General features: G+C 70.4%; 18 protein-coding genes. 15 read left to right on the plus strand and 3 right to left on the minus strand.

Annotated elements, in window-relative coordinates:
• Positions 1 to 73: 73 nt before the first annotated feature.
• Genes efeU through efeB form a run of 3 tightly spaced genes read left to right on the plus strand, consistent with a single transcriptional unit; the run spans position 74 to position 3,557 of the window.
• Positions 74 to 1,018: an iron uptake transporter permease EfeU gene (efeU, locus tag ACT53O_RS01795; RefSeq protein ID WP_476151129.1), complete on the plus strand. Its 945-nt coding sequence runs from the start codon at positions 74 to 76 to the stop codon at positions 1,016 to 1,018.
• Complete coding sequence (efeO, locus tag ACT53O_RS01800; protein ID WP_036321206.1) at positions 1,015 to 2,244, plus strand: iron uptake system protein EfeO; 1,230 nt, start codon at positions 1,015 to 1,017, stop codon at positions 2,242 to 2,244. Before efeU ends, efeO begins: the two co-directional genes overlap by 4 nt.
• Positions 2,241 to 3,557 carry an iron uptake transporter deferrochelatase/peroxidase subunit gene (efeB, locus tag ACT53O_RS01805; RefSeq protein ID WP_476151131.1) on the plus strand — a complete coding sequence of 439 codons (1,317 nt, stop codon included), beginning with the start codon at positions 2,241 to 2,243 and terminating at the stop codon, positions 3,555 to 3,557. Before efeO ends, efeB begins: the two co-directional genes overlap by 4 nt.
• A gap of 12 nt (positions 3,558 to 3,569) precedes the next feature.
• Here the strand turns inward: efeB and ACT53O_RS01810 are convergent, their stop codons facing one another.
• A complete protein-coding gene (locus ACT53O_RS01810) occupies positions 3,570 to 4,640 on the minus strand; it encodes a winged helix DNA-binding domain-containing protein (RefSeq protein ID WP_476151133.1) in 1,071 nt (356 codons plus the stop codon).
• Between the two features lie 140 nt (positions 4,641 to 4,780).
• Between ACT53O_RS01810 and ACT53O_RS01815 the strand changes: the two genes are divergently transcribed.
• Together ACT53O_RS01815 and ACT53O_RS01820 are read left to right on the plus strand one after the other, a co-directional pair.
• Complete coding sequence (locus tag ACT53O_RS01815; protein ID WP_476151135.1) at positions 4,781 to 6,445, plus strand: thiamine pyrophosphate-binding protein; 1,665 nt, start codon at positions 4,781 to 4,783, stop codon at positions 6,443 to 6,445.
• A gap of 137 nt (positions 6,446 to 6,582) precedes the next feature.
• Entirely contained in the window at positions 6,583 to 8,361 is a 1,779-nt protein-coding gene (locus ACT53O_RS01820; RefSeq protein ID WP_135948480.1) for a Na+/H+ antiporter, read from the plus strand.
• A 23-nt stretch (positions 8,362 to 8,384) separates the two neighbouring features.
• On the opposite strand, the gene ACT53O_RS01825 is transcribed toward ACT53O_RS01820, so the two are convergent.
• Positions 8,385 to 10,280: an FAD-dependent monooxygenase gene (locus ACT53O_RS01825; RefSeq protein ID WP_476151137.1), complete on the minus strand. Its 1,896-nt coding sequence runs from the start codon at positions 10,278 to 10,280 to the stop codon at positions 8,385 to 8,387.
• An 18-nt stretch (positions 10,281 to 10,298) separates the two neighbouring features.
• A complete protein-coding gene (locus tag ACT53O_RS01830; RefSeq protein ID WP_112932534.1) occupies positions 10,299 to 11,687 on the minus strand; it encodes an MFS transporter in 1,389 nt (462 codons plus the stop codon).
• 106 nt (positions 11,688 to 11,793) lie between these two features.
• On the opposite strand from ACT53O_RS01830, the gene ACT53O_RS01835 reads away from it, so the two are divergent.
• The 10 genes from ACT53O_RS01835 to ACT53O_RS01880 all read left to right on the plus strand — a co-directional run bounded on the left by ACT53O_RS01835 (position 11,794) and on the right by ACT53O_RS01880 (position 21,439).
• Entirely contained in the window at positions 11,794 to 13,254 is a 1,461-nt protein-coding gene (locus ACT53O_RS01835) for a fumarylacetoacetate hydrolase family protein (RefSeq protein ID WP_476151139.1), read from the plus strand.
• Positions 13,254 to 13,946, plus strand: a complete 693-nt coding sequence (locus tag ACT53O_RS01840) for a GntR family transcriptional regulator (protein ID WP_347418408.1) — start codon at positions 13,254 to 13,256, stop codon at positions 13,944 to 13,946. The genes ACT53O_RS01835 and ACT53O_RS01840 overlap by 1 nt, the downstream gene beginning before the upstream one ends.
• Positions 13,947 to 13,988: 42 nt before the next feature.
• Complete coding sequence (gene hpaE, locus ACT53O_RS01845; protein WP_294947993.1) at positions 13,989 to 15,503, plus strand: 5-carboxymethyl-2-hydroxymuconate semialdehyde dehydrogenase; 1,515 nt, start codon at positions 13,989 to 13,991, stop codon at positions 15,501 to 15,503.
• Position 15,504: 1 nt separating this feature from the next.
• Entirely contained in the window at positions 15,505 to 16,653 is a 1,149-nt protein-coding gene (gene hpaD / locus ACT53O_RS01850) for a 3,4-dihydroxyphenylacetate 2,3-dioxygenase (protein WP_295820775.1), read from the plus strand.
• A 175-nt stretch (positions 16,654 to 16,828) separates the two neighbouring features.
• Positions 16,829 to 17,614 (plus strand): 2-keto-4-pentenoate hydratase, encoded by a 786-nt coding sequence (locus tag ACT53O_RS01855; protein WP_036316840.1) that lies wholly within the window; start codon positions 16,829 to 16,831, stop codon positions 17,612 to 17,614.
• Positions 17,599 to 18,402: an HpcH/HpaI aldolase family protein gene (locus ACT53O_RS01860; RefSeq protein WP_476151141.1), complete on the plus strand. Its 804-nt coding sequence runs from the start codon at positions 17,599 to 17,601 to the stop codon at positions 18,400 to 18,402. The genes ACT53O_RS01855 and ACT53O_RS01860 overlap by 16 nt, the downstream gene beginning before the upstream one ends.
• Before the next feature lie 81 nt (positions 18,403 to 18,483).
• The gene (locus tag ACT53O_RS01865; RefSeq protein WP_476151143.1) at positions 18,484 to 19,281 is read left to right on the plus strand and encodes a transglutaminase-like domain-containing protein; all 798 of its coding nucleotides are present in this window, start codon (positions 18,484 to 18,486) and stop codon (positions 19,279 to 19,281) included.
• A gap of 52 nt (positions 19,282 to 19,333) precedes the next feature.
• On the plus strand, positions 19,334 to 19,786 hold the full coding sequence (locus ACT53O_RS01870) for a MarR family transcriptional regulator (protein WP_036316844.1): 453 nt from the start codon (positions 19,334 to 19,336) through the stop codon (positions 19,784 to 19,786).
• Positions 19,783 to 20,469 carry an NAD(P)H-dependent oxidoreductase gene (locus tag ACT53O_RS01875; protein WP_135948487.1) on the plus strand — a complete coding sequence of 229 codons (687 nt, stop codon included), beginning with the start codon at positions 19,783 to 19,785 and terminating at the stop codon, positions 20,467 to 20,469. Before ACT53O_RS01870 ends, ACT53O_RS01875 begins: the two co-directional genes overlap by 4 nt.
• A 106-nt stretch (positions 20,470 to 20,575) precedes the next feature.
• Positions 20,576 to 21,439: an ABC transporter substrate-binding protein gene (locus ACT53O_RS01880; protein WP_112932527.1), complete on the plus strand. Its 864-nt coding sequence runs from the start codon at positions 20,576 to 20,578 to the stop codon at positions 21,437 to 21,439.
• Positions 21,440 to 21,448 lie beyond the last annotated feature (9 nt).

The raw sequence follows: 21,448 nt of genomic DNA on the forward strand, positions 1-21,448 counted from the left end.
GCGCGGTTGGGTGTACGCTCGCTGTTTGTGAGGTTCGCCTAACCTCACTTTCCCCTCTTCCGAAGAAGCGCTCGTGCTCGCCACTTTCCTGATCGGCCTCCGCGAAGGCCTCGAAGCCGCTCTCGTCGTCGGCATCCTCGTCGCCTATCTCCGCCGTATCGATCGTCGCGACGTCCTGCCGCGACTGTGGGTCGGCGTGGGCCTCGCCATCGCGCTGGCCGTGGGCATCGGCGCGATCCTCACCTTCGGCGCCTACGCCCTCACCTTCGAGGCACAGGAGCTGATCGGCGGGCTCCTCTCGCTGGTCGCCGTCGGCATGGTGACCTGGATGATCTTCTGGATGCAGAAGACCGCCCGCACGATGAAGAAGACACTCGAGGGCGGCGTCGACCGGGCGCTCGCGACGGGGGGTCTCTGGGGAATCGTCCTCATCGGATTCGTGTCCGTCGCCCGCGAAGGCATCGAGACGACCCTCCTGCTGTGGTCGATGGTGCAGTCCTTCGGCGACACGCCGTCGGCTCTTCTGGGCGCACTGCTCGGCCTCGCCGCCGCCGTCGTGCTCGGCTGGCTCCTCGCCCGGGGAATGGTGCGACTCGACCTCCGCGTCTTCTTCGGCTGGACCGGCGGATTCCTCGTGATCGTCGCCGCCGGGGTGCTGGCGTACGCGATCCACGACCTGCAGGAGGCCGGCGCCCTTCCCGGTCCGTTCTCCGCCCTGGCGCCCCTCGTCGGCGGCACGGTCGCCGTGGGCGCGGCCGGCTTCCCCTTCGGCTGGGCGTTCGACCTCTCGACCGCCATCCCGCCGGGAAGCCCCCTGGCCGCGATCCTGCAGGCCACCGTCGGCTTCATGCCGCAGATGTCGTGGCTGCAGGTCATCGCCTGGGCCCTGTACATGGCCGTCGTCGGCACCCTCTTCGTCCGGGGACTCGGTCGCCGGCCCGCCCGGGCCTCGGCATCCGCACCCCTCACGTCGGTTCCGCACTACGCGGACCTCTCCCACCACCAAGGAGCATCATGACCCGCACACGCACCTGGGGAGCCGTCGCCGCGCTCGGCGCGACCGCCCTCGTGCTGGCCGGCTGCGTCGCCAAGACCGACGTCGCCGCGTCCGACGCCCTGACCGTCACCTCCACCGACACGGCGTGCACGGTGTCGACCGCGACCGCCACCAGCGGCACGCTCGCGTTCGCGGTGACCAACGCCAGCTCGCAGGTGACGGAGTTCTATCTCCTCGCCTCCGACGGTCTGCGCATCGTCGGCGAGGTCGAGAACATCGCCCCCGGCGCCTCACGCACCCTCACCGTCGTCGCCCAGCCCGGTGACTACGTCACCCTGTGCAAGCCCGGCATGGTCGGTGAGGGCATCGGACGCACCGCCTTCACGGTCACGGGCGACGCCGTCACGGCCACGGGCGACGACGCCGCGCAGAAGCAGAAGGCCGTCGATCTGTACGCGTCGTTCGTCAAGGATCAGGTCGAACAGCTCGTCCCGGCCGTGGCGGCCTTCGTGAGCGCCTACGAGGCCGGCGACGATGAGAAGGCGCGGAGCCTCTTCCCCACCACGCGTGCGTTCTACGAGCGCATCGAACCCGTGGCGGAGTCGCTGGGCGATCTCGACCCCCGCATCGATTACCGCGAGGTGGATGCCGTCGCGGAGGGACTCGACTGGACGGGCTTCCACCGCATCGAGAAGGACCTCTGGGTTCCGGCGCAGGATGCCCTCAACTCCGACGGGTCAACCCCGGCGTGGAAGGACTGGGCGCCCTCGACGCCCGCCGAGCGCGCGACCTCCGGGGCGAAGCTGATCGCCGACGTGGGCGAGCTCAACGCGTACGTGCACGGCGATGAGTTCCAGAAGGCGCTCGACGCGCAGGGCATCGGCGGCATCTCCAACGGCGCGATCTCTCTGCTGGACGAAGTGGCCACGGGCAAGATCAGCGGCGAAGAGGACTGGTGGAGCGGCACCGACCTGTACGATTTCGCGGCCAATGTCGAGGGATCGAAGATGGCGTTCTCGCTCGTCAAGGACTTCGCCGTCTCCTCCGGCGCGACCGGAACGGAGCTCGCCGGTCGGATCGACAGCGGCTACGCCGCCCTTGAGGCCGCTCTCGCGCGCCATGGCTCGCTGAGCGCCGGTTTCGTGAACTACCGGCAGCTCAGCGAGGCCGACAAGCGCGAGCTCACCGACCTGATCAACGCGCTGGCCGAGCCGCTGTCCAAGCTGACGTCCACCATCCTGCAGTGAGCACCGACGGACCTCTCGCGGGCGGCGACCGCCTCGAGCCCGCGCCGCGCGCCGGTCTCAGCCGACGGGGCCTGCTGGGCCTCGCGGCCGGTGTCGGTGCGGCCGGGCTCGCCGTCGGCGCCGGAGCCGGAGCGGCGGCCGGCGTCGCCGTCGGCCGCACGCGCGGCGCCGCCGGCGCGGCGTCGCCCTACGCGTTCTACGGCGCGCACCAGGCCGGGATCACGACGCCCGTGCAGGACCATCTGCATTTCGCGTCGTTCGACATGATGGCGGGGACCACCCGCGAGGATCTGATCGAGCTTCTCCAGGACTGGTCCTACGCGGCGGCGCGGATGACCCAGGGCCTCGATGTGTCGGCCAGCGGCGCGGTGGGAGGCTCGCCGGAGGCGCCGCCGGACGACACCGGTGAGGCGCTGGGCCTTGCCGCGAACGGGCTGACGATCACGTTCGGCGTCGGACCGACCCTGTTCACGGCCGTCGACGGCACCGACCGCTACGGACTCGCCGACCGTCGGCCCGCCCTGCTCACCGCGTTGCCGGCGTTTCTCGGCGACGACCTGGAGCCCGATCACACCGGCGGCGACCTGTGCATCCAAGCCTGCGCCGACGACCCGCAGGTCGCCGTGCACGCGATCCGCAATCTGAGCCGCATCGCCTTCGGCCGAGCACGGCTGCGCTGGTCGCAGCTCGGCTTCGGAAAGACGTCGAAGACGACCGCCGATCAGGCCACGCCCCGCAACCTCTTCGGGTTCAAGGACGGCACGGCCAACATCCTCGCCGACGACCAGGCGGCGCTGGATCAGCACGTCTGGGTCGGCGACGGCGACGAACCGGCCTGGCTCGTGGGCGGCTCCTATCTCGTGGCGCGCAAGATCGCGATGCTTATCGAGACGTGGGATCGCGTGCGTCTGAGCGAGCAGGAGCGCATCACGGGACGCGACAAGGCGCACGGTGCACCGCTGTCCGGCGGACAGGAGCAGACGGCCCCGGACTTCTCCGCCGTCGGCGCGACCGGCAAACCGGCCATCGACACGCGCAGCCACGTGCGCCTCGCGCACCCCGACCTCAACAAGGGCATCCGGATCCTGCGCCGCGGCTACAACTACGTCGACGGCAACACCGATCTCGGACGACTCGACGCCGGCCTGTTCTTCCTCGCGTACCAACGCTCTCCCGCGCAGTTCATCGCCCTGCAGCGTGCACTGTCGAGGGATCTGCTGAGCGAGTACATCCGCCACATCGGCTCGGGGTTGTGGGCCATTCCCCCGGGAGCCGAGGAGGGCTCGTACGTCGGGGCGGGTCTGTTCGCCTGAGGCGGCGCAGCGCTACACGCGCAAGAACCGGGCGACGCGCCCGAGGGCGGCCTCCACGGATGCCGCGTCGACCGCGGCACCGAAGGGGTCGGACATCGGTAGCAGATGGTGTCTGCCGACGGCCGTCGAGTGGCGCCAGGTGCCGAACACCTCTCCCCCGGCGATGAGCACGGGACGCACCAGGCCGTTGAGGGTCGGACCGATCGTTGCGAGGTGCTCCGGCGGACAGACTCGGGAGCGGTCCGCGTACGAGAGGTAGTACTCGTCGAAGGGCGGCAGCGCGAGCACTCCGGAGACTGCCTCGGCAGTGTCTCCGGCTGGCGCGTCGGCGCCGAGGAAAAGGCCCTCGTCGAGCGCCGTGACCCGATCGCCGGCGGCTTCCCGCGCGGACCGGGCGATACCGACGGGAACGCCGGCCCACCAGCGGAAGTCGTCGAGGGTGGCCGGTGCGTGCCCGGCGAGATACCGGACGAACAGCTCGCCCCAGGGCTCGGTGGGAGCCGCGGCATCCGGCAGCCAGTCGTCGGCGGCGACGAGGTACTGCTCCCGCGTGGGCGCGCCGTCGCGCGGCACGACCGGGCCGAAGACGACACCCCCGCGAACGGCGAGGGCCGAGATCAGGTGACCTCCGCGGGAGCCCGCGACATCCGCACCGGCGGCGGCGATGACCGTCGCCGCCTCGTTTCGCGTCAGGCGGTTGCCGCCCGAGAGCGCGGCCCCGACGGCCCGCTCGGCGAGCGCGATGTCGTCGGCCTCGATGCCGAACGCACGGTGCACCCCCGCCGCCTGGCGCTGCTGCCGCTCGCGCGTCAGCTCGAGGATCCAGGCGAGGTCCTCGGCGGCGACGATGTGCAGGGTTCCACGCTGCGTCCACGAGCGCACGAGCACACCGCGCGCGAAGGCGTCGTCGACGTCGGTGAGCGTGACCTCCCCCGCCGTGCGGATGCCGAGAGCCCATCGCCCCGCCCAGAACTCCTGCGCCTGCGTGGCGGTCAGCCGGCGCGCGGCGGCCCCCAGGCCGGCTTCGGGAACGACCAGGGCGTGATGCACCAGACGCGCGGCGCGCAGACGGACGGAGTCCATGCGCCCATCCTGCCCGCCGCCGACGACATCCGTTCTTCTATACTCGACTGGTCCGGGCGCGACGCGGCGTTCGGTGCTCGAAAAAGGGGCACGCGAGACACATACGGCATCCCTTCACCGTTTCGTCTCTCGGAGGCCCCATGTCCACCGTCTCTGCGCACGTCGCCCAGACCCTCGCCGCTCACATCGACCACGTCTTCGGTGTGATGGGAAACGGCAACGCCCACGTCCTCGACGCCCTGGAGCGCTCCACGGACGTGCACTACACCGCCGTGCGCCACGAGGCGGGCGGCGTCGTCGCTGCGGATGCCTATCACCGGGCGAGCGGACGCCTCGCCGCCGCGACCGCCACCTACGGTGCCGGCTTCACCAACACGCTGACCGCCCTGGCGGAGTCGGTGCAGGCCCACGTGCCGCTCGTACTCGTCGTCGGGGACGAACCGACGTCGGGCCCCCGTCCGTGGGACGTCGACCAGATCGCCCTGGCCTCGGCGGTGGGCGCGCGCACGTACACCGTCGGACGGGCCGATGCGGCGGCCACCACGGTCATCGCGATCGAGCACGCGCTGGCCTATCGCGTGCCGACGGTGCTCGCCATCCCCTACGACGTCGCCAAGCTCGAGGCGGGCTCGGTGCCGGCCGCGCCGCAGCCGACACTGCCCGCGCCGATCGCCCCCTCCCCGTTCGCACGTGCGGCGATCGCCGACCTGGCCGCCGCACTGGCCGCCGCGGAGCGTCCGGTGCTGATCGCGGGTCGCGGCGCGTGGATCTCGGGCGCCGCGGATGCTCTCGGGCGTTTGGCGGACGCGACGGGCGCCGTCACGGCGACCACGGCGCTGGGTCGCGGGATGTTCCCTCGGCCGGAGTTCGACCTCGGGGTCACCGGCGGGTTCGGCGCCGACGGCGCCATGGAGCTGATCTCGACGGCGGACGTCGCGGTGGTCTTCGGCGCGGGACTCAACCAGTTCACGATGCGCTTCGGCGCCCTGTTCGCCCCGGGCACCCGCGTCGTGCAGGTCGACATCGCCCCCGCGGCGACGCACCCGCACGTCGGCGGCTTCATCCGCGGCGATGCACGCCTCGTCGCCGAAGCCCTCTGCGACGAGTTGGCGACGAGGGATGCCGCGCCCAGCGGCTGGCGCGAGCGCGTGGACATCGCAGCGCTGCGCGCCCGCGACGGCGGCGACCCCCTGGCGCCCGACGGCCGTCTCGACCCACGGTCGGTCGCCGAGCGCATCGGTGAGCTGCTCGAGAGCGCACCCTCCACCCGCGACCGCGTCGTCGTCACCGACGGCGGCCACTTCCTCGGCTGGGCGAACATGTACTGGTCGGTGGCCTCGCCCGACCGCATGATGATGGTCGGCACCGCGTACCAGTCGATCGGCCTGGGATTCCCCTCCGTCGCGGGCGCCGTCCGGGCTCGGCCGGAGGCCACCATCGTGCTGTCCACCGGCGACGGCGGCGGACTGATGGCACTGTCGGATCTGGAATCCGCGGTGCGCGTGGCGGCGGGCCGCGGATTGGCCGTCGTGTGGAACGACGCCGCGTACGGCGCCGAGATCAACCTGTACGGCCTGCAGGGCCTCGCCCGGGAGCCCATGCTCATCCCCGAGGTCGACTTCGCGGGTCTCGCCTCCGCGGTCGGGGCTCGAGGTGTCGTCGTGCGCACGCTCGCCGACCTCGACGAGCTCGCGCGGTGGGTGCAGGTCCCGGCATCCGACCGGCCCTTCCTGCTGTTGGACTGCCGAATCTCCGGCGACGTCATCGCCCCGTACCAGCAGGAGATCATTCGCGTGAACTCCTGACGCGGGGCCGGTAGCCCCGCACGGACGGAACTGTCTGCGCGGCCGGGAATGCGCAGACCTGTTGAAACGCTGTGTCTGTGGCGCACACTGGGCTGCGACGGAAGTCCGTCGGGAGGTCTGCGCGGAATCGGGGTGCCATGGAAGGTCTGGAAGTCACCGTCCTGCTCGGGCTGTCGGTGCTGGCGGGAACGCTCCTCGCGCCGCGCCTGCGCCTGGCGACACCGCTGGTGCTGCTGATCCTCGGCCTGCTGCTCGGGTTCGTGCCGGAGCTGCGCCGCATCGAGCTGCCGCCCGAGACGGTGCTGCTGTTGTTCCTGCCCGTGATGCTGTTCTGGGAGAGCCTGACGACGTCGCTGCGGGGCGTTCGCCGGTCGCTGCGCTACATCATCCCGATGAGCACGCTGCTCGTGGTCGCCTCGGCGTTCGCGGTCGCGTGGGTGGCCACACTCTTCGGGCTGCCCTGGCCGGCAGCCATGATCCTCGGTGCCGCCGTCGCGCCCCCCGATGCCACGGCTGTCGCCGCGCTCGGACGACTGCTTCCGCAGCGCACGTTCATGAAATTGAAGGCGGAGAGTCTGACCAATGACGGCACCGCATTGGTGCTCTATGCCATCGCGATCTCCGTCGCACTCGGCGACACCGTCACGGGCTGGTCGATCACCGCCACCGTGCTCGTCTCCTATCTTGGCGGAGCGATCGCCGGCATCGTCGTCGCGGCTCTCGCGTACCTCACGCTGCGGCGCATGCGCAATGCCCTGTCGATCAACGTGACGCTGCTGCTGGTTCCGTTCACGGCGTTCCTGCTCGCCGAACTGGTCAACGCCTCGGGCGTTCTCGCCGTGGTGTTCGCGGGCCTGATCATCGCCTGGGCCTCGCCGCGCATCACCACCGCCGCCTCCCGCCGCACCGCGACGGCGGCGTGGCCGTTCGGCGTCTACCTGCTCAACGGAGCGCTGTTCGTGCTGATCGGGTTGGAGGTGCAGCTCGTCCTGCACGAGATCTCCCCGAGCGAGGTGTGGGGCCTCGTGCTGCTGACCGTGGCCGCGTGGGCGGCGCTGCTGGTGGTGCGCTATGTGTTCCAGCTGTTGATGGCCCCCTTCTCGCGCCCGCGTACGCCGGCGCTGACCGCACGTTCCGGCCCGGGATCGCTGAACCGCGCGCGCATCGTGAGCACGATGGCCGGGTTCCGCGGTGCCGTGTCGCTCGCGATCGCGCTCTCGGTTCCGCTGACGACGTCGTCCGGTCAGCCGCTCGTCGGCCGCGACGCCGTGGTGTTCGTGACGGCCGGGGTGATCGTGCTGAGTCTTCTCGTGCAGGGACCGCTCCTTCCCGCCATCGTCCGGTGGGCGAAGCTTCCCAGCGACGACTGGGCCGCCGACGAGATCGAGCTGGCGCAGCGGACCATCTCGGGTGCGGCGATCGCCGCTCTCGACGACATCGCCGCCGAGCACGGTATCAGCGATGAGGTGCGCGAGCGCGCTCGTCAGGATGGCTACGACATGCTCGAGCTGGCCAACGCGCGTGCCTTCGCCCGTGCCCAGGCCGCCGCGGATGCCGACCAGATCGCACAGCTCGAGGGCATGGTGGCAGCGCCGTCGGCCCCCGACACCGGTGCGCAGACAGTCGTGGACGGCGCTGGGCCCGTCGTGGGGCTGAATCCGGCCGCGGCGGGCGTCGACGCCGCGACCTCGCTGACGATGCTCGCCGCATCGACCGGAATCGACCTCACCCAGCGATCGCCGCTCGTGCGCTTCGAGGAGATGACGCGACTGAAGCTGGCCCTGCTGGATCGCAAGCGCGAGGTCCTTCTGCGTCTTCGGCGTGAGGGTACGGTCGACGACCTTCTCGCCCGACGGCTGGAAGCGCACCTGGATGCCGAGGAGCTGCGCCTCAGCGGCTACGACGACCTCGACTGAGCGTCACTCGGCGTCTCGGTCCGTCACCCGACGGGGAGCATCCACCGGGCGAAGAAGTCCGCCAGCTCATCGGTCGCGTCCAGCGGCAGCACGGCCGCGACATACTGATCAGGACGCACCACGACGACCACGCCGTCCCGCGACAGCCCGCGGGCATCGAAGATGTCGACCTCGTTCCAGCGGTTGGGTGCCGCGGCGAACACCTTCTCCCAGTCGGTGAGCGCCAACGCACCCGAATGCGGGCGGAAGACAGCCGGCGCACGAGTGACATCGATGTCGTCGAACCCCTGCTGGTAGATCACCTTCGCGTCGAAGACCGCGTCGATATCGGCATCCGCGGGGGTATGGCGCCGCACCGGAGAGTCCGGGTCGTCGGCGAGCCAGGCCGCGAAGCGCGCCAGGGGCGAGTCGTCGGCGAGCCCGTCGCGGTCGGCGAAGGCGTACAGGCGCCAGCGCCCGTCTGCGCTCGCGTGATGACCGAGATGCACGACGTTGCCGTCGGCCGCCAGAGTGACGGGCGCACTCTTGAAGCGCTTGCCCACCGGGAAGCCGGTCGCCAGATGCTGGTGGGCGGTGCCGGCGACGACTCCCGTCCCCTCGGCGTAGGTGGTCATGAAGCCCGAGGGGAACTCGGCGGTGGCGAGATAGTAGGTCGCGAGGTCGGCAGGATCGGAGATCTCCTCGGGCTTTCGCGCCATCAGCGTCGACCACTCCTTGTCGAACTCGATGAGCTGCTGAGCGACCGGCCGGCGCTCGGAGGTGTAGGTCGACAGAAGGGAGGCCGGGCTCAGACCGCTCAGCACGGAGCCGAGCTTCCACCCCAGGTTGAAGCCGTCCTGCATCGAGACGTTCATGCCCTGCCCCGCCTTCGCGCTGTGCGTGTGGCAGGCGTCGCCGGTGAGGAACACGCGCGGCTGCCGTCCGCCGTCGAGCGCGTCGTCGAAGCCGTCGGTGACCCGGTGGCCGACCTCGTACACGCTGTGCCAGGCGACGCTCTTCACGTCGAGCGTGTACGGGTGCAGGATCTCGTTGGCCCGCCGGATGATCTCCTCGACGGGCGTCTGACGCACGCGGTGGTCGTCGTCGTCCGCCACGGCGCCCAGGTCGACGTAGATGCGGCTGAGGTATCCGCCTTCGCGCGGAATGTGCAGGATGTTGCCGGCCTCGGCGTTGATCGCGCACTTGATGCGCCAGTCGGGGAAGTCCGTCTCGACGAGCACGTCCATCACGCCCCAGGCGTGCTGCGAGATGTCGCCGACGTGCACCCGGCCGATCGCCGCCCGTACGCCGCTTCGCGCCCCGTCGCAGCCGACGACGTACGCCGCACGCACGGCGCGCTCCTCGCCGGCGCGCTCTCCGCCGACGTGGCGTACGCGCACCTCGACCGGACGGTCCTCGCCCTCGTGCACGGTGAGCCCGACGAACTCGATCCCGTAGTCGGGTGCGATGCGCGCCGGGCCGTGCGCGGCCGCTTCGGCGAAGTAGTCGAGCACGCGCGCCTGGTTGACGATGAGGTGCGGGAACTCGCTGATGTCGTACGCGTAGTCGGCAGTGCGGGAGCGGCGCACGATGCGCGCGGGGTTCTCGGGATCGGGTCCCCAGAAGTTCATCCACCCGATGTTGTACGCCTCGGCGATGATCCGCTCGGCGAAGCCGAAGGCCTGGAAGGTCTCGACGCTGCGCGGCTGGATGCCGTCGGCTTGGCCGAGGGCGAGACGCCCGTCCCGTCGCTCGATGATGCGCGTGAGGACCCCGGGATACTGCGACAGCTGCGCGGCCAGGAGCATGCCGGCCGGCCCGGAGCCGACGATCAGGACGTCGACCTCGTCGGGCAGCTCCGCCGGGCGGTCGATTCCCGTCCCCGCGGCCGGTTGCACGCGGGGGTCGGCGGAGACATACCCGTGGTGATGGAACTGCATCGTCGTCGTCCTTCCGACTCAGGCCCGCGAGAGCCCTCGGATGGGGCTGACCGTCTGCTCGGCCTCATGGTCGGGTCCGAGCGGGATGCCGCTGCGGTCGCGCAGCAGCAGCGTGGCGATCAGTCCCAGCAGGGTCATGCCGGCGAGGTACCAGGTGACGCCCGTCGTGGAACCCGTCGCCTGCACGATCGCCTGCGCGATCGTCGGAGCGAAGGCCCCGCCGAGGATCGCACCGATCGCGTACGAGATGGAGACGCCCGAGAAGCGGATGGACGCGGGGAACAGCTCGGCGTAGAGGGCGGCTTGAGGACCGTACGTGAAACCGAGCCCGACCGTGAGGACCACCAGGCCCAGCGTCAGCAGGACGATCGAGCCGGTGTTGACGAGCGGAAAGAGCAGGAAGACGCCGGCCAGCTGGGCCAGCCAGCCGATGATGTAGGTCGTGCGCCGTCCGATGCGATCCGAGATCCAACCGGAGAGGAAGGTGAACACCAGCCAGGTGATCGCGGACAGGGTGACCGCGCCCAGCACATCGGCGGTCGCGAGTCCGATCGGTCCCTTCGGGTCGGTGGCGTAGCGCTGGATGTACCCCCCGGTGGTCATGTATCCCACGGCGTTGTTGCCGGCGAACACGAGAGCCGCGATCACCACGAGCAGGGTGTGCTTGCGGAACAGCGCGACGATCGGCATCCGCGTTTCCTCCTTGCGCTCGGCGAGCTCCGCGAACACCGGGCTCTCCTCCACTCGGCGGCGGATGTAGTAGCCGATGACGATCAGCACGAACGAGAGCAGGAACGGCACGCGCCAGCCCCACTGCAGGAAGGCCTCCCCGGGAGCGATCGTGGCCATCAGCGCGAGCATGCCCGACGCGAGGAGCAGACCCAAGGGAACGCCCATCTGAGGGGATGCGCCGAAGATGCCTCGGCGCGTCTTGGGAGCGTGCTCGACCGCCATCAGCACCGCACCGCCCCACTCTCCGCCGGCCGAGATGCCCTGCAGGATGCGCAGCAGCACGAGCAGGATCGGCGCCGCCATGCCGATCGCGGCATACGTCGGCAGCAGACCGACCAGCGTCGTCGCCACGCCCATCAGGATCAGGGTCACCATGAGGACGAGTCGGCGCCCGTACTTGTCTCCGAAGTGACCCGCGAGGAAAGCGCCGAACGGTCGGAACAGGAAGCTGATGCCCACCGTGATGAACGACAGCACCTGAGCGAACCCCTCTCCGGCGGGAGCGAAGAAGAGGCTTCCGAAGACCAGGCCGGCCGCAGATGCGTAGATGAAGAAGTCGTACCACTCGACCGTCGTGCCGACGATCGTGGCGAAGACGACGCGGCGGCGGTCGGTGGACGTCGCGATCGTCCCGGTCGGGGTGAACCCGACGGGGTGGTTCGTGGAAGCGCTCATGGGGTGACTCCAGTGTCGGTGTGACGTCTCTGTCGGACGGCGAAGCAGTGCTTGCCGCGGTGACGACGATCATATACGATTTCGGATACGACGCAAGGGAGCATCCATGACAGACACCGACAGCCGGTTCGCCGTCCTCGGCGCGCGCCCGGGCAAGATCGTCGCCGTCCACCTCGCCTACGCCTCTCGCGCCGACCAGCGCGGCCGCCGCCCGGCATCCCCGTCGTACTTCTTCAAGCCCTCCAGCTCGCTGGCCGCCTCGGGCGCGTCGGTCGAGCGTCCCGCCGGCACCGAGCTGCTCGCGTTCGAAGGCGAGATCGCACTCATCATCGGCACGCCCGCCCGATGGACGACGGTCGAGACCGCCTGGTCGCACGTGGCCGCGATCACCGCGGCGAACGATTTCGGCCTCTACGACCTGCGCGCGAACGACAAGGGCTCGAACGTCCGCTCGAAGGGCGGCGACGGCTACACGCCGATCGGCCCGGCACTGATCGACGCGGTCGGCATCGATCCGGCGAATCTGCGCCTGCGCACCTGGGTCAACGGCGAGCTCGCGCAGGACGACACCACCGACGGGCTCCTCTTCCCGCTCGCCCAGATCGTCGCCGACCTCTCCCAGCACTTCACCCTCGAGACCGGCGACGTCATCCTCACCGGCACGCCCGCGGGCTCGTCGGTGGTCGTTCCCGGCGACGTCGTCGAGGTACAGGTGGATGCCGGGGAGCGGTCCACCGGTCGGCTGCGCACCACCGTAGTCCAGGGCGAGCGCGCCTTCGACGGTACGATCGGCTCGCTCCCGGCCGTCGACGACCGCCAGCGCGCCGAGGCGTGGGGCTCCCCCGAGGCCGCCGGACTCGGCGCGCCGGCCGCGGTGCTCACCCCCGCCCTGCGCGAGAAGCTCTCCCGCGTCCCCGTCGCCGCTCTCAGCGGCCAGCTGCGCAAGCGCGGCCTCGACGACGTCACGATCGACGGCGTGCACGCACTCACTCCGGGCCGTCGCTTCGTCGGCACGGCCCGCACTCTGCGCTTCCTCCCCCACCGCGAAGACCTCTTCGCCGCGCACGGCGGCGGCTACAACGCCCAGAAGCGGGCGTTCGACACGGTGCAGGAGGGCGAGGCCCTCGTCATCGAAGCCCGCGGCGAGACGGGTTCGGGCACGCTCGGCGACATCCTCGCGATCCGCGCCCACGCGCGCGGCGCGGCAGCGATCGTCACCGACGGCGGCGTCCGCGACGCCGAGGCGGTCGCCGCCGTCGGCATCCCGGTGTTCGCCGCCGGCGCGCACCCCGCCGTCCTAGGCCGCCGGCACGTGCCGTGGGAGACCGACGTCGCGATCGGCTGCGGCGGCACGACGGTGCAGCCGGGCGACATCCTCGTCGGCGACGGAGACGGCGTCATCGTCCTGCCGCCCGGGCTCGCCGAGGAGGTCGCCGATGCGGCACTCCAGCAGGAGCGGGAGGACGCGTGGATCGCCCGCCAGGTCGCGGCCGGCCACCCCGTCGACGGCCTGTTCCCGATGAACGCCCAGTGGCGGGCCCGCTACGAGAGCGAGAGGAACGCCTGATGGTTCCGACGACCCCGGCATCCACCCAGAGCAAATCCCAGCAGGCCTACCACTGGATCAAGGAACGCATCGCCGCGCAGGAGTTCACCCCCGGGTATCGCCTCGTGCTCGGCGCGATCGCCGGCGAGCTCGGGATGAGCGTGGTGCCGGTCCGCGAAGCGATCCGACAGCTCGAGGCCGAGGGTCTCGTGATGTTCGAGCGGAACGTCGGCGCGCGGGTCTCCATGGTCGACGACACCGCGTACCGCTTCAGCATGCAGTCCCTCAGCATCCTCGAGGGCGCCGCGACCGCCCTGTCCGCGCGCGCGCTCACCGCGGACGACGTGCGGCGCGCGCGCCAGGTCAACGAGCTGATGGTCGAGACGCTCGAGCACTTCGATCCCCGCGCCTTCACCGCGCTGAACCAGGAGTTCCACGCGATCCTCTTCGAGAAGTGTGCGAACCCGCGCATGCTCGAGCTGGTGCACGCCGAGTGGGCACGACTGGGTCACCTGCGCGATTCGACGTTCAGCTTCGTCCCCGGCCGCGCCGCCGAATCCGTGCGCGAACACGAGAACATCCTCGTGCTGATCGAGACCGGCGCTCCGCTCGCCGAGATCGAGAAGGCCTCGCGCCGCCACCGCTCGGCGACCCTCGACGCCTACATGATCCACGAGCATCCCGACGAAGCGCTTGGCCTCCCCGCCTTCTGACTCGCCGTCTCCGGCATCCGCCCCTCCCACGAAGGAGCCCGCATGACCACTCCGCTCACCACCACCCGCCGCGTGCCGGCCGACCTGCCCGAGCGCATCCAGCACTACATCGGTGGCCGCTTCGTCGACTCGGTCGACGGCGACACGTTCGACGTGCTCGATCCCGTGACCAACCAGACCTACCTGAAGGCCGCCGCGGGAAAGAAGGCCGATATCGACCTCGCGGTCGCCGCCGCACGAACGGCGTTCACCGAAGGTCCCTGGCCGCGCATGCAGGCCCGCGAGCGCTCGCGCGTGCTGCACCGCATCGCGGACATCGTCGAATCACGCGACGCGCGCCTCGCCGAGTGGGAGAGCTTCGATTCGGGCCTGCCGATCACCCAGGCGCTCGGCCAGGCGCGTCGCGCGGCGGAGAACTTCCGCTTCTTCGCCGACCTGATCGTCGCGCAGACCGACGACGCCTTCAAGGTGCCCGGCCGTCAGCTCAACTACGTGAACCGCAAGCCCATCGGCGTCGCCGGCCTCATCACGCCCTGGAACACGCCGTTCATGCTCGAGTCGTGGAAGCTGGGACCTGCGCTGGCCACCGGCAACACCGTGGTGCTCAAGCCTGCGGAGTTCACGCCCCTGTCAGCGTCCCTCTGGGCGGGAATCTTCGAGGAGGCGGGCCTTCCCGAGGGGGTGTTCAATCTCGTCAACGGTCTCGGCGAGGATGCCGGCGACGCACTCGTGAAGCACCCGGATGTGCCGCTGATCTCCTTCACCGGCGAGAGCAGCACCGGCCAGCTCATCTTCGCGAACGCCGCGCCGTTCCTGAAAGGGCTCTCGATGGAGCTGGGCGGCAAGAGTCCCGCCGTCGTGTTCGCCGACGCCGACCTCGACGCGGCGATCGACGCGACCATCTTCGGCGTGTTCTCGCTCAACGGCGAGCGCTGCACCGCGGGCAGCCGCATCCTCGTGCAGCGCGAGATCTACGACGAGTTCGTCGAACGGTACGCGGCGCAGGCCGACCGCGTGAAGGTCGGCTACCCCGATGACCCCGCGACCGAGGTCGGCGCCCTCGTGCACCCGGAGCACTTCGCGAAGGTGATGTCGTACGTCGAGCTCGGCAAGAGCGAGGGACGGCTCGTGGCCGGCGGCGGCCGCCCCGAGGACTTCGCCGAAGGCAACTTCGTGCGCCCCACCGTGTTCGCCGACGTCGCCCCCGACGCGCGCATCTTCCAGGAGGAGATCTTCGGCCCCGTCGTCGCGATCACCCCCTTCGACACCGACGAGGAGGCCCTGGCCCTCGCCAACCACACCACGTACGGTCTGGCCGCCTACGTCTGGACCAGCGATCTGAAGCGCGCGCACAACTTCGCCCAGAGCGTCGAGGCCGGCATGGTGTGGCTGAACTCCAACAACGTCCGCGACCTGCGCACACCCTTCGGCGGCGTCAAGGCGTCGGGCCTCGGCCACGAGGGCGGCTACCGCTCCATCGATTTCTACACCGACCAGCAGGCCGTGCACATCACGCTCGGCCCCGCCCACAACCCCACCTTCGGCAAGGGAGCCTGAGATGACAGACCGCAGCCAGATGATCCGAACATCCTCGGGATTCTTCGTCTCGCAGGAGGCGCCGATCCACGCGGACAATCCCATCCCGACGCCCTCTGTCGCCGCCCCCGACATCCTGCGCTGCGCGTACATGGAGCTCGTGGTGACCGACCTCGCGGCATCCCGCGAGTTCTACGTGGACATCCTCGGGCTGCACGTCACCGAGGAGGACGACGAGACGATCTATCTCCGTTCGACCGAGGAGTTCATCCACCACAACCTCGTCCTGCGTACGGGCCCGATCGCCGCCGTCGCCGCCTTCTCGTACCGCGTGCGGTCGGCGGAGGATCTCGACAAGGCCGTCGCGTTTTACTCCGAGCTCGGATGCCGCGTCGAGCGCCGACCCGACGGGTTCACGAAGGGCATCGGCGACTCGGTGCGGGTGGAGGATCCGCTGGGCTTCCCGTACGAGTTCTTCTTCGAGACCCAGCACGTGGAGCGCCTGTCGTGGCGCTACGACCTCTACTCCCCCGGCGAGCTCGTGCGCCTCGACCACTTCAACCAGATCACGCCCGACGTGCCGCGCGCGGTCGGCTTCATGCAGTCCCTCGGCTTCCGCGTCACCGAGGACATCCAGGACGAGGCGGGCATCGTCTACGCCGCCTGGATGCGCCGCAAGCCCACGGTGCACGACACCGCCATGACCGGCGGAGACGGACCCCGCATGCATCACGTGTGCTTCGCGACGCACGAGAAGCACAACATCCTGGCCATCTGCGACAAGCTCGGAGCCCTGCGCCGCTCGGATTCCATCGAGCGCGGCCCCGGTCGGCACGGCGTCTCCAACGCGTTCTACCTGTACCTGCGCGACCCCGACGGTCACCGCGTCGAGATCTACACGCAGGACTACTACACCGGCGATCCCGACAACCCGGTGGTCACCTGGGACGTGCACGACAACCAGCGACGCGACTGGTGGGGAAACCCCGTCGTCCCGTCCTGGTACACCGACGGATCCGTGGTGCTCGATCTGGACGGCAATCCGCAGCCCGTGCGCGCCCGTACCGACGCGAGCGAGATGGCGGTCACGATCGGCGCGGACGGTTTCAGCTACACCCGTGCCCCCGAAGAGGTGGGCGCCGGGGAGTTCAAGCTCGGCAACCAGCTCTGACCACCCGCCCCCCGGCATCCACTACCCCCCCCCCCCCCCCCCGCACCCTCCTGCGTCCCGCCCGCCGTGTCCCACTTTCGGCTGTCACAGCACCCCTCAGCCGACAGGAAGTGGGACACACACCGGCGGAAGTGGGACACGGACCGCGAACCCAGAAGCTCAGAGGAGCAGACACATGCTCAGCGACGCACAGATCGACGCCATCGCGGCGGAACTCGCCGAGGCAGACCGCACCCACAGCGTGATCCCGCGCATCACCGCGCGGTACCCGGACGCCGGGGTGGAGGACTCCTACGCGATCCAAGGCCGCTGGCGCGACACGCAGATCGCCGCGGGGCGCACCCTCGTGGGGCGCAAGATCGGTCTCACCTCGAAGGCGATGCAGCAGGCGACGGGCATCAGTGAGCCGGACTACGGGGTCATGTTCGACGACACCGTCTACCGCTCGGGCGCGGAGATCCCCGTGGATCACTTCTCGAACGTGCGCATCGAGGTCGAACTGGCCTTCGTGCTGAAAACACCGCTGGAGGGTCCCGACTGCACGCGGGAGGACGCCCTCGCCGCGATCGACTATGCCGTCGCCGCCCTCGAGGTGCTGAACTCGCACATCGAGCTGGAGGGGCGGACCATCGTCGACACCATCAGCGACAACGCGGCCTACGGCGCCATGGTGCTGGGCGACGTGCACATGAGCCCCGAAGAGATCGATCTGCGCTGGGTGCCGGGCGTGCTCAGCCGCAACGGAGAGATCGAGGAGACAGGCGTCGCCGCCGGCGTGCTCGGCCACCCCGCGACCGGCGTCGCGTGGCTCGCCAACAAGTTCCACCAGCACGGCGCGCGCCTGGAGGCGGGCGAGATCATCCTGGCAGGATCGTTCACACGGCCCGTGTGGGTGCAGCGCGGCGACACGGTGCGCTGCGACTTCGGACAGATGGGGGTGATCGAGTGTCGTTTCGTCTGAGGGCGACCCTTCGCGACCGGCTGGGGGCGGCATCGCGCCCCCTCGTCGGCGGCTGGGTCTGCACCGGCTCACCGCTGGTCGCGGAGATCATGGCGGGATCGGGGCTCGACTGGCTTCTGGTCGACATGGAACACGGCCCCAACACGCTCGACACGGTTCTCGCTCAGCTGCAGGCGATCGACGGGTCCGGCGCGACCCCGGTCGTGCGCGTGCCGATCGGCGATGCCGTCACGATCAAACAGGTGCTCGACCTCGGCGCGCAGAACATCCTCGTGCCCATGGTCTCCACCGCCGACGAGGCGCGCGCCGTCGTCGCCGCCACGCGCTATCCCCCGCGCGGTCGGCGCGGCGTGGGCTCGGCGTTGGCGCGCTCGGCTCGATGGAACCGGGTCGAGGACTACCTGGCGAACGCCGACGCCTCCGTGTCGGTCTTCGTGCAGATCGAGAACGCCGAGGGCGTCGATGCGGCGGCCGAGATCGCCGCCGTCGAGGGCATCGACGGCGTGTTCGTCGGCCCGAGCGACCTCGCCGCCTCGCTCGGACTGCTGGGGCAGCAGACGCACCCCGACGTGGTCGACGCGGTGCGACGCACCTTCGCCGCCGTGCGCGCAGCGGGTCTTCCCGTCGGGGTGAACGCGTTCGACCCGCAGCTCGCGCAGACCTACCTCGACGACGGGGCCGCCTTCCTTCTGGTGGGCGCCGACGTGGCGCTGCTGGCCCGCGGGTCGGAGGCCCTCGCGGCGCGATGGGCGACGGAGCACGACGACACCGAGCGCGACTCCTACTGACACGGGGCGCCGCGCGTCGACACGCGTCGAGCTGCTGTCAACCCCCGCGCGGCCGGCGCGGCGCCATGCCACCCTGTGAGCATGCAGAGGATCGTCACCGCCCGCATCGAGCTCGACGTCACCGACCCCGCCGACCTCGTGTTCGCCGTGGCCGCATCCCGGGCGTATGCCCCGGCATCCGAGTCCCTCGACGTGCGCGTCGACGGCTCACCCGTGCCGGTGCGCGAACTCGCCGACGCACACGGAGGTCGCCTCCACCGGGTGGACGCGCCGATCGGCCGCCTGCGACTGGACTACGCGGCGACCATCGACGGCGCGGCCACGCCGCTGGACGCGGACGAGACGGAACTGCTCGTCTACGGCCGCCCCAGCCGCTACGCGGAGTCCGACGCACTCGCGCCGACGGCCGCGGCCGAGTTCGGCGGCATCACCGATTCGAGCGACCTGCTGACGGGCGTGTCGTCGTGGGTGGGCACCGAGCTGTCGTACGTCAGCGGCTCGAGCCTGCCGACCGACGGCGCCGTCCGCACGCTCCTGGCCCGCCGCGGCGTCTGCCGCGATTACGCCCACCTGTGCGTCGCCCTTCTGCGCGCGGGCGGCGTACCCGCACGGCTGGTCGCGGTGTACGCGCCGGGACTCGACCCCATGGACTTCCACGCCGTCGCCGAAGCATGGGTCGACGGCGCCTGGCGCGTCGTCGACGCCACTACCCTGGCACCCCGCGACACGCTCGTTCGCATCGCGACGGGCCGGGATGCCGCGGACACCGCCTTCCTCAACATCCTTCGCGGACGCGCCGACCTCATAGACCTGCAGGTGACCGCGACCGCCGACACCCTTCCCGACGACGACCTGGATCGGCTGATCAGCATCTCCTGACCGCGCGAGTCAACCAGTTGACACCAGGGATGTCAACTGGTTGACTCTGGCTATGGCCGCCCGTCTCACCGTCACCCTCCACGAGCTCGTCGGCGAACTGGATCTGTTCGCGGACGCCTGGTTGCGAGACAGACATGGCGTGACCTTCAACCTGTTCGAGATCCTGGCGACCCTCTCCGAGCGGGCGCCGATCGACATCACCGGGCTCGCACGCTGCCTGCGCGTGACGAAGGCCGCGGTCAGCAAGCGCGTCCCGGCCCTGGTCGCCGACGGGTGGCTGCGCACCACCGCGGGCGAGGGGCGCCGCATCCTTCTGGAGCTGACCCCGAAGGGCGTCGAGCTGGTGCGCGTGGCCGGCGGCGAGCTCGAGGCCGAGTTCGCCCAGATGCTCGCCGATCCGCGCCTGGATCCGGTCTCCTCCGGCACCGGCATCACCCCCGCCGCGCTCAACGCCCATCTGTCGGCGCTCACCGACATCGTCCTCGCGAAAGGTCGCACGCCATGAACCGCCGCCTGCTCGTCATCGTCGGCACTCCCCTGCCCGATACCCTCACCCACGCGCTCGCGGAGAGCTACGTGTCGAGTGCCCGCGCCGCCGGCGCCGAGGTGCGCCTGATCGATCTCGCCCACGACCCCATTCCCGACCATCCCCGCACGCGCGACCAGCTGCGCGCGCCGCGCGTCGGCCGCACCGACGATCTGCCGCTCGATCCGGACGTCGCCCGGTACCTGGACGACCTGTTCTGGGCCGATCACATCGCGATCTTCCATCCGCAGTGGTGGGGCACCGTACCGGCAGCTCTGAAGGCGTTCATCGACCGCGTCTTCCTCTCGAACGCGACGTTCCGCTATCGCGAACGCTCTGCCCTGTCCGACCGTCTCCTCGCCGGTCGCACGGCACGCATCGTCATGACGATGGACTCTCCTCGGTTCTGGAACCGCGTCGTCTACCGCGGCGCCGCCGAAGCATCGCTCTCCCGGGCGACTCTCGGCTACTGCGGCGTGCGCACGGTGGGCATCGCACGCTTCACGCCCGTGCGCTTCAGCGATGACACTGCCCGCCGCGGCTGGATCGAGCGCGTGGCGCGGCACGGCAACGCCGACGCCGCATCACCCCGCCGCGCGCGGCGCCCCTCGACCGACGACACCTCTCGCCCACCTCGGGCGGCGCGGGTGAAGACCCTGTAACAAAGCGTCGCCCGGCGAGGCCCGGCACCACGCCAGCGGGGAAGATGGATGTCGCGGCATCCGCGCACACGATTCGGCGCGCCGCTCATCCCACCCGGAGGTCTCCATGCCGCGCCCCATCCTGCGCACCGCCCTTGCCGCCACCGCGGCCGCTCTCGCCCTCGTCCTCGCCGGCTGCGCCGGAGGGACGTCGACTCCGGCGGGTGGGGCGTCCGACTCCGCCGGCACGGATGTCGGCTACATCACCCCCGGAAAGCTCACGTTCGCCACGGGCGAGACGGCGTACGAGCCGTACGTCTACGGCGACGACCCGGCATCCGGGAAGGGCTTCGAAGCAGCGGTCGCGTACGCCGTTGCCGATCAGCTCGGCTTCGCCAAGGACGATGTCGTCTGGGTGCGGACGTCGTTCGAGTCGGCGATCGCGCCCGGACCGAAGAACTTCGACATCAACATCCAGCAGTACACGATCACCGACGAGCGCAAGCAGGCCGTCGACTTCTCGACGCCCTACTACGAAGCGAGCCAGTCGGTCGTCGCGATCAAGGGCGGAAAGGCCCAGGGCATCACCGACATCGCGGGGCTCAAGGGGCTCGCGATCGGAGCGATGACCGGCTCGACGAGCGCCGCCACGCTCGAGAAGGCGATCGCCCCGACCACCGCGCCGTCGCTCTACAACTCCAACGAAGACGCCGTCGCCGCGCTCAAGGCCGGCCAGATCGACGCGATCGTGCTCGACACGCCCACCGCGTACGTCGCGGTCAACGCCCCCTACATCGACAACTCGTTCGTGGTCGGCGAACTGCCCGCCGCCGGCGTCCCCGACCAGTGGGGACTGCTGCTGGCGAAGGACTCGCCGCTGACGGCGAAGGTGAGCGCTGCCGTCGACGCACTGCGCCAGAACGGCACCCTCGACGAGCTGAAGAAGCAGTGGCTGTCGGTGCTGACCGAGGGCGTGCCGCAGCTGAAGTGACCCGCTCGG

Source organism: Microbacterium sp. DMC48, assembly GCF_056313825.1.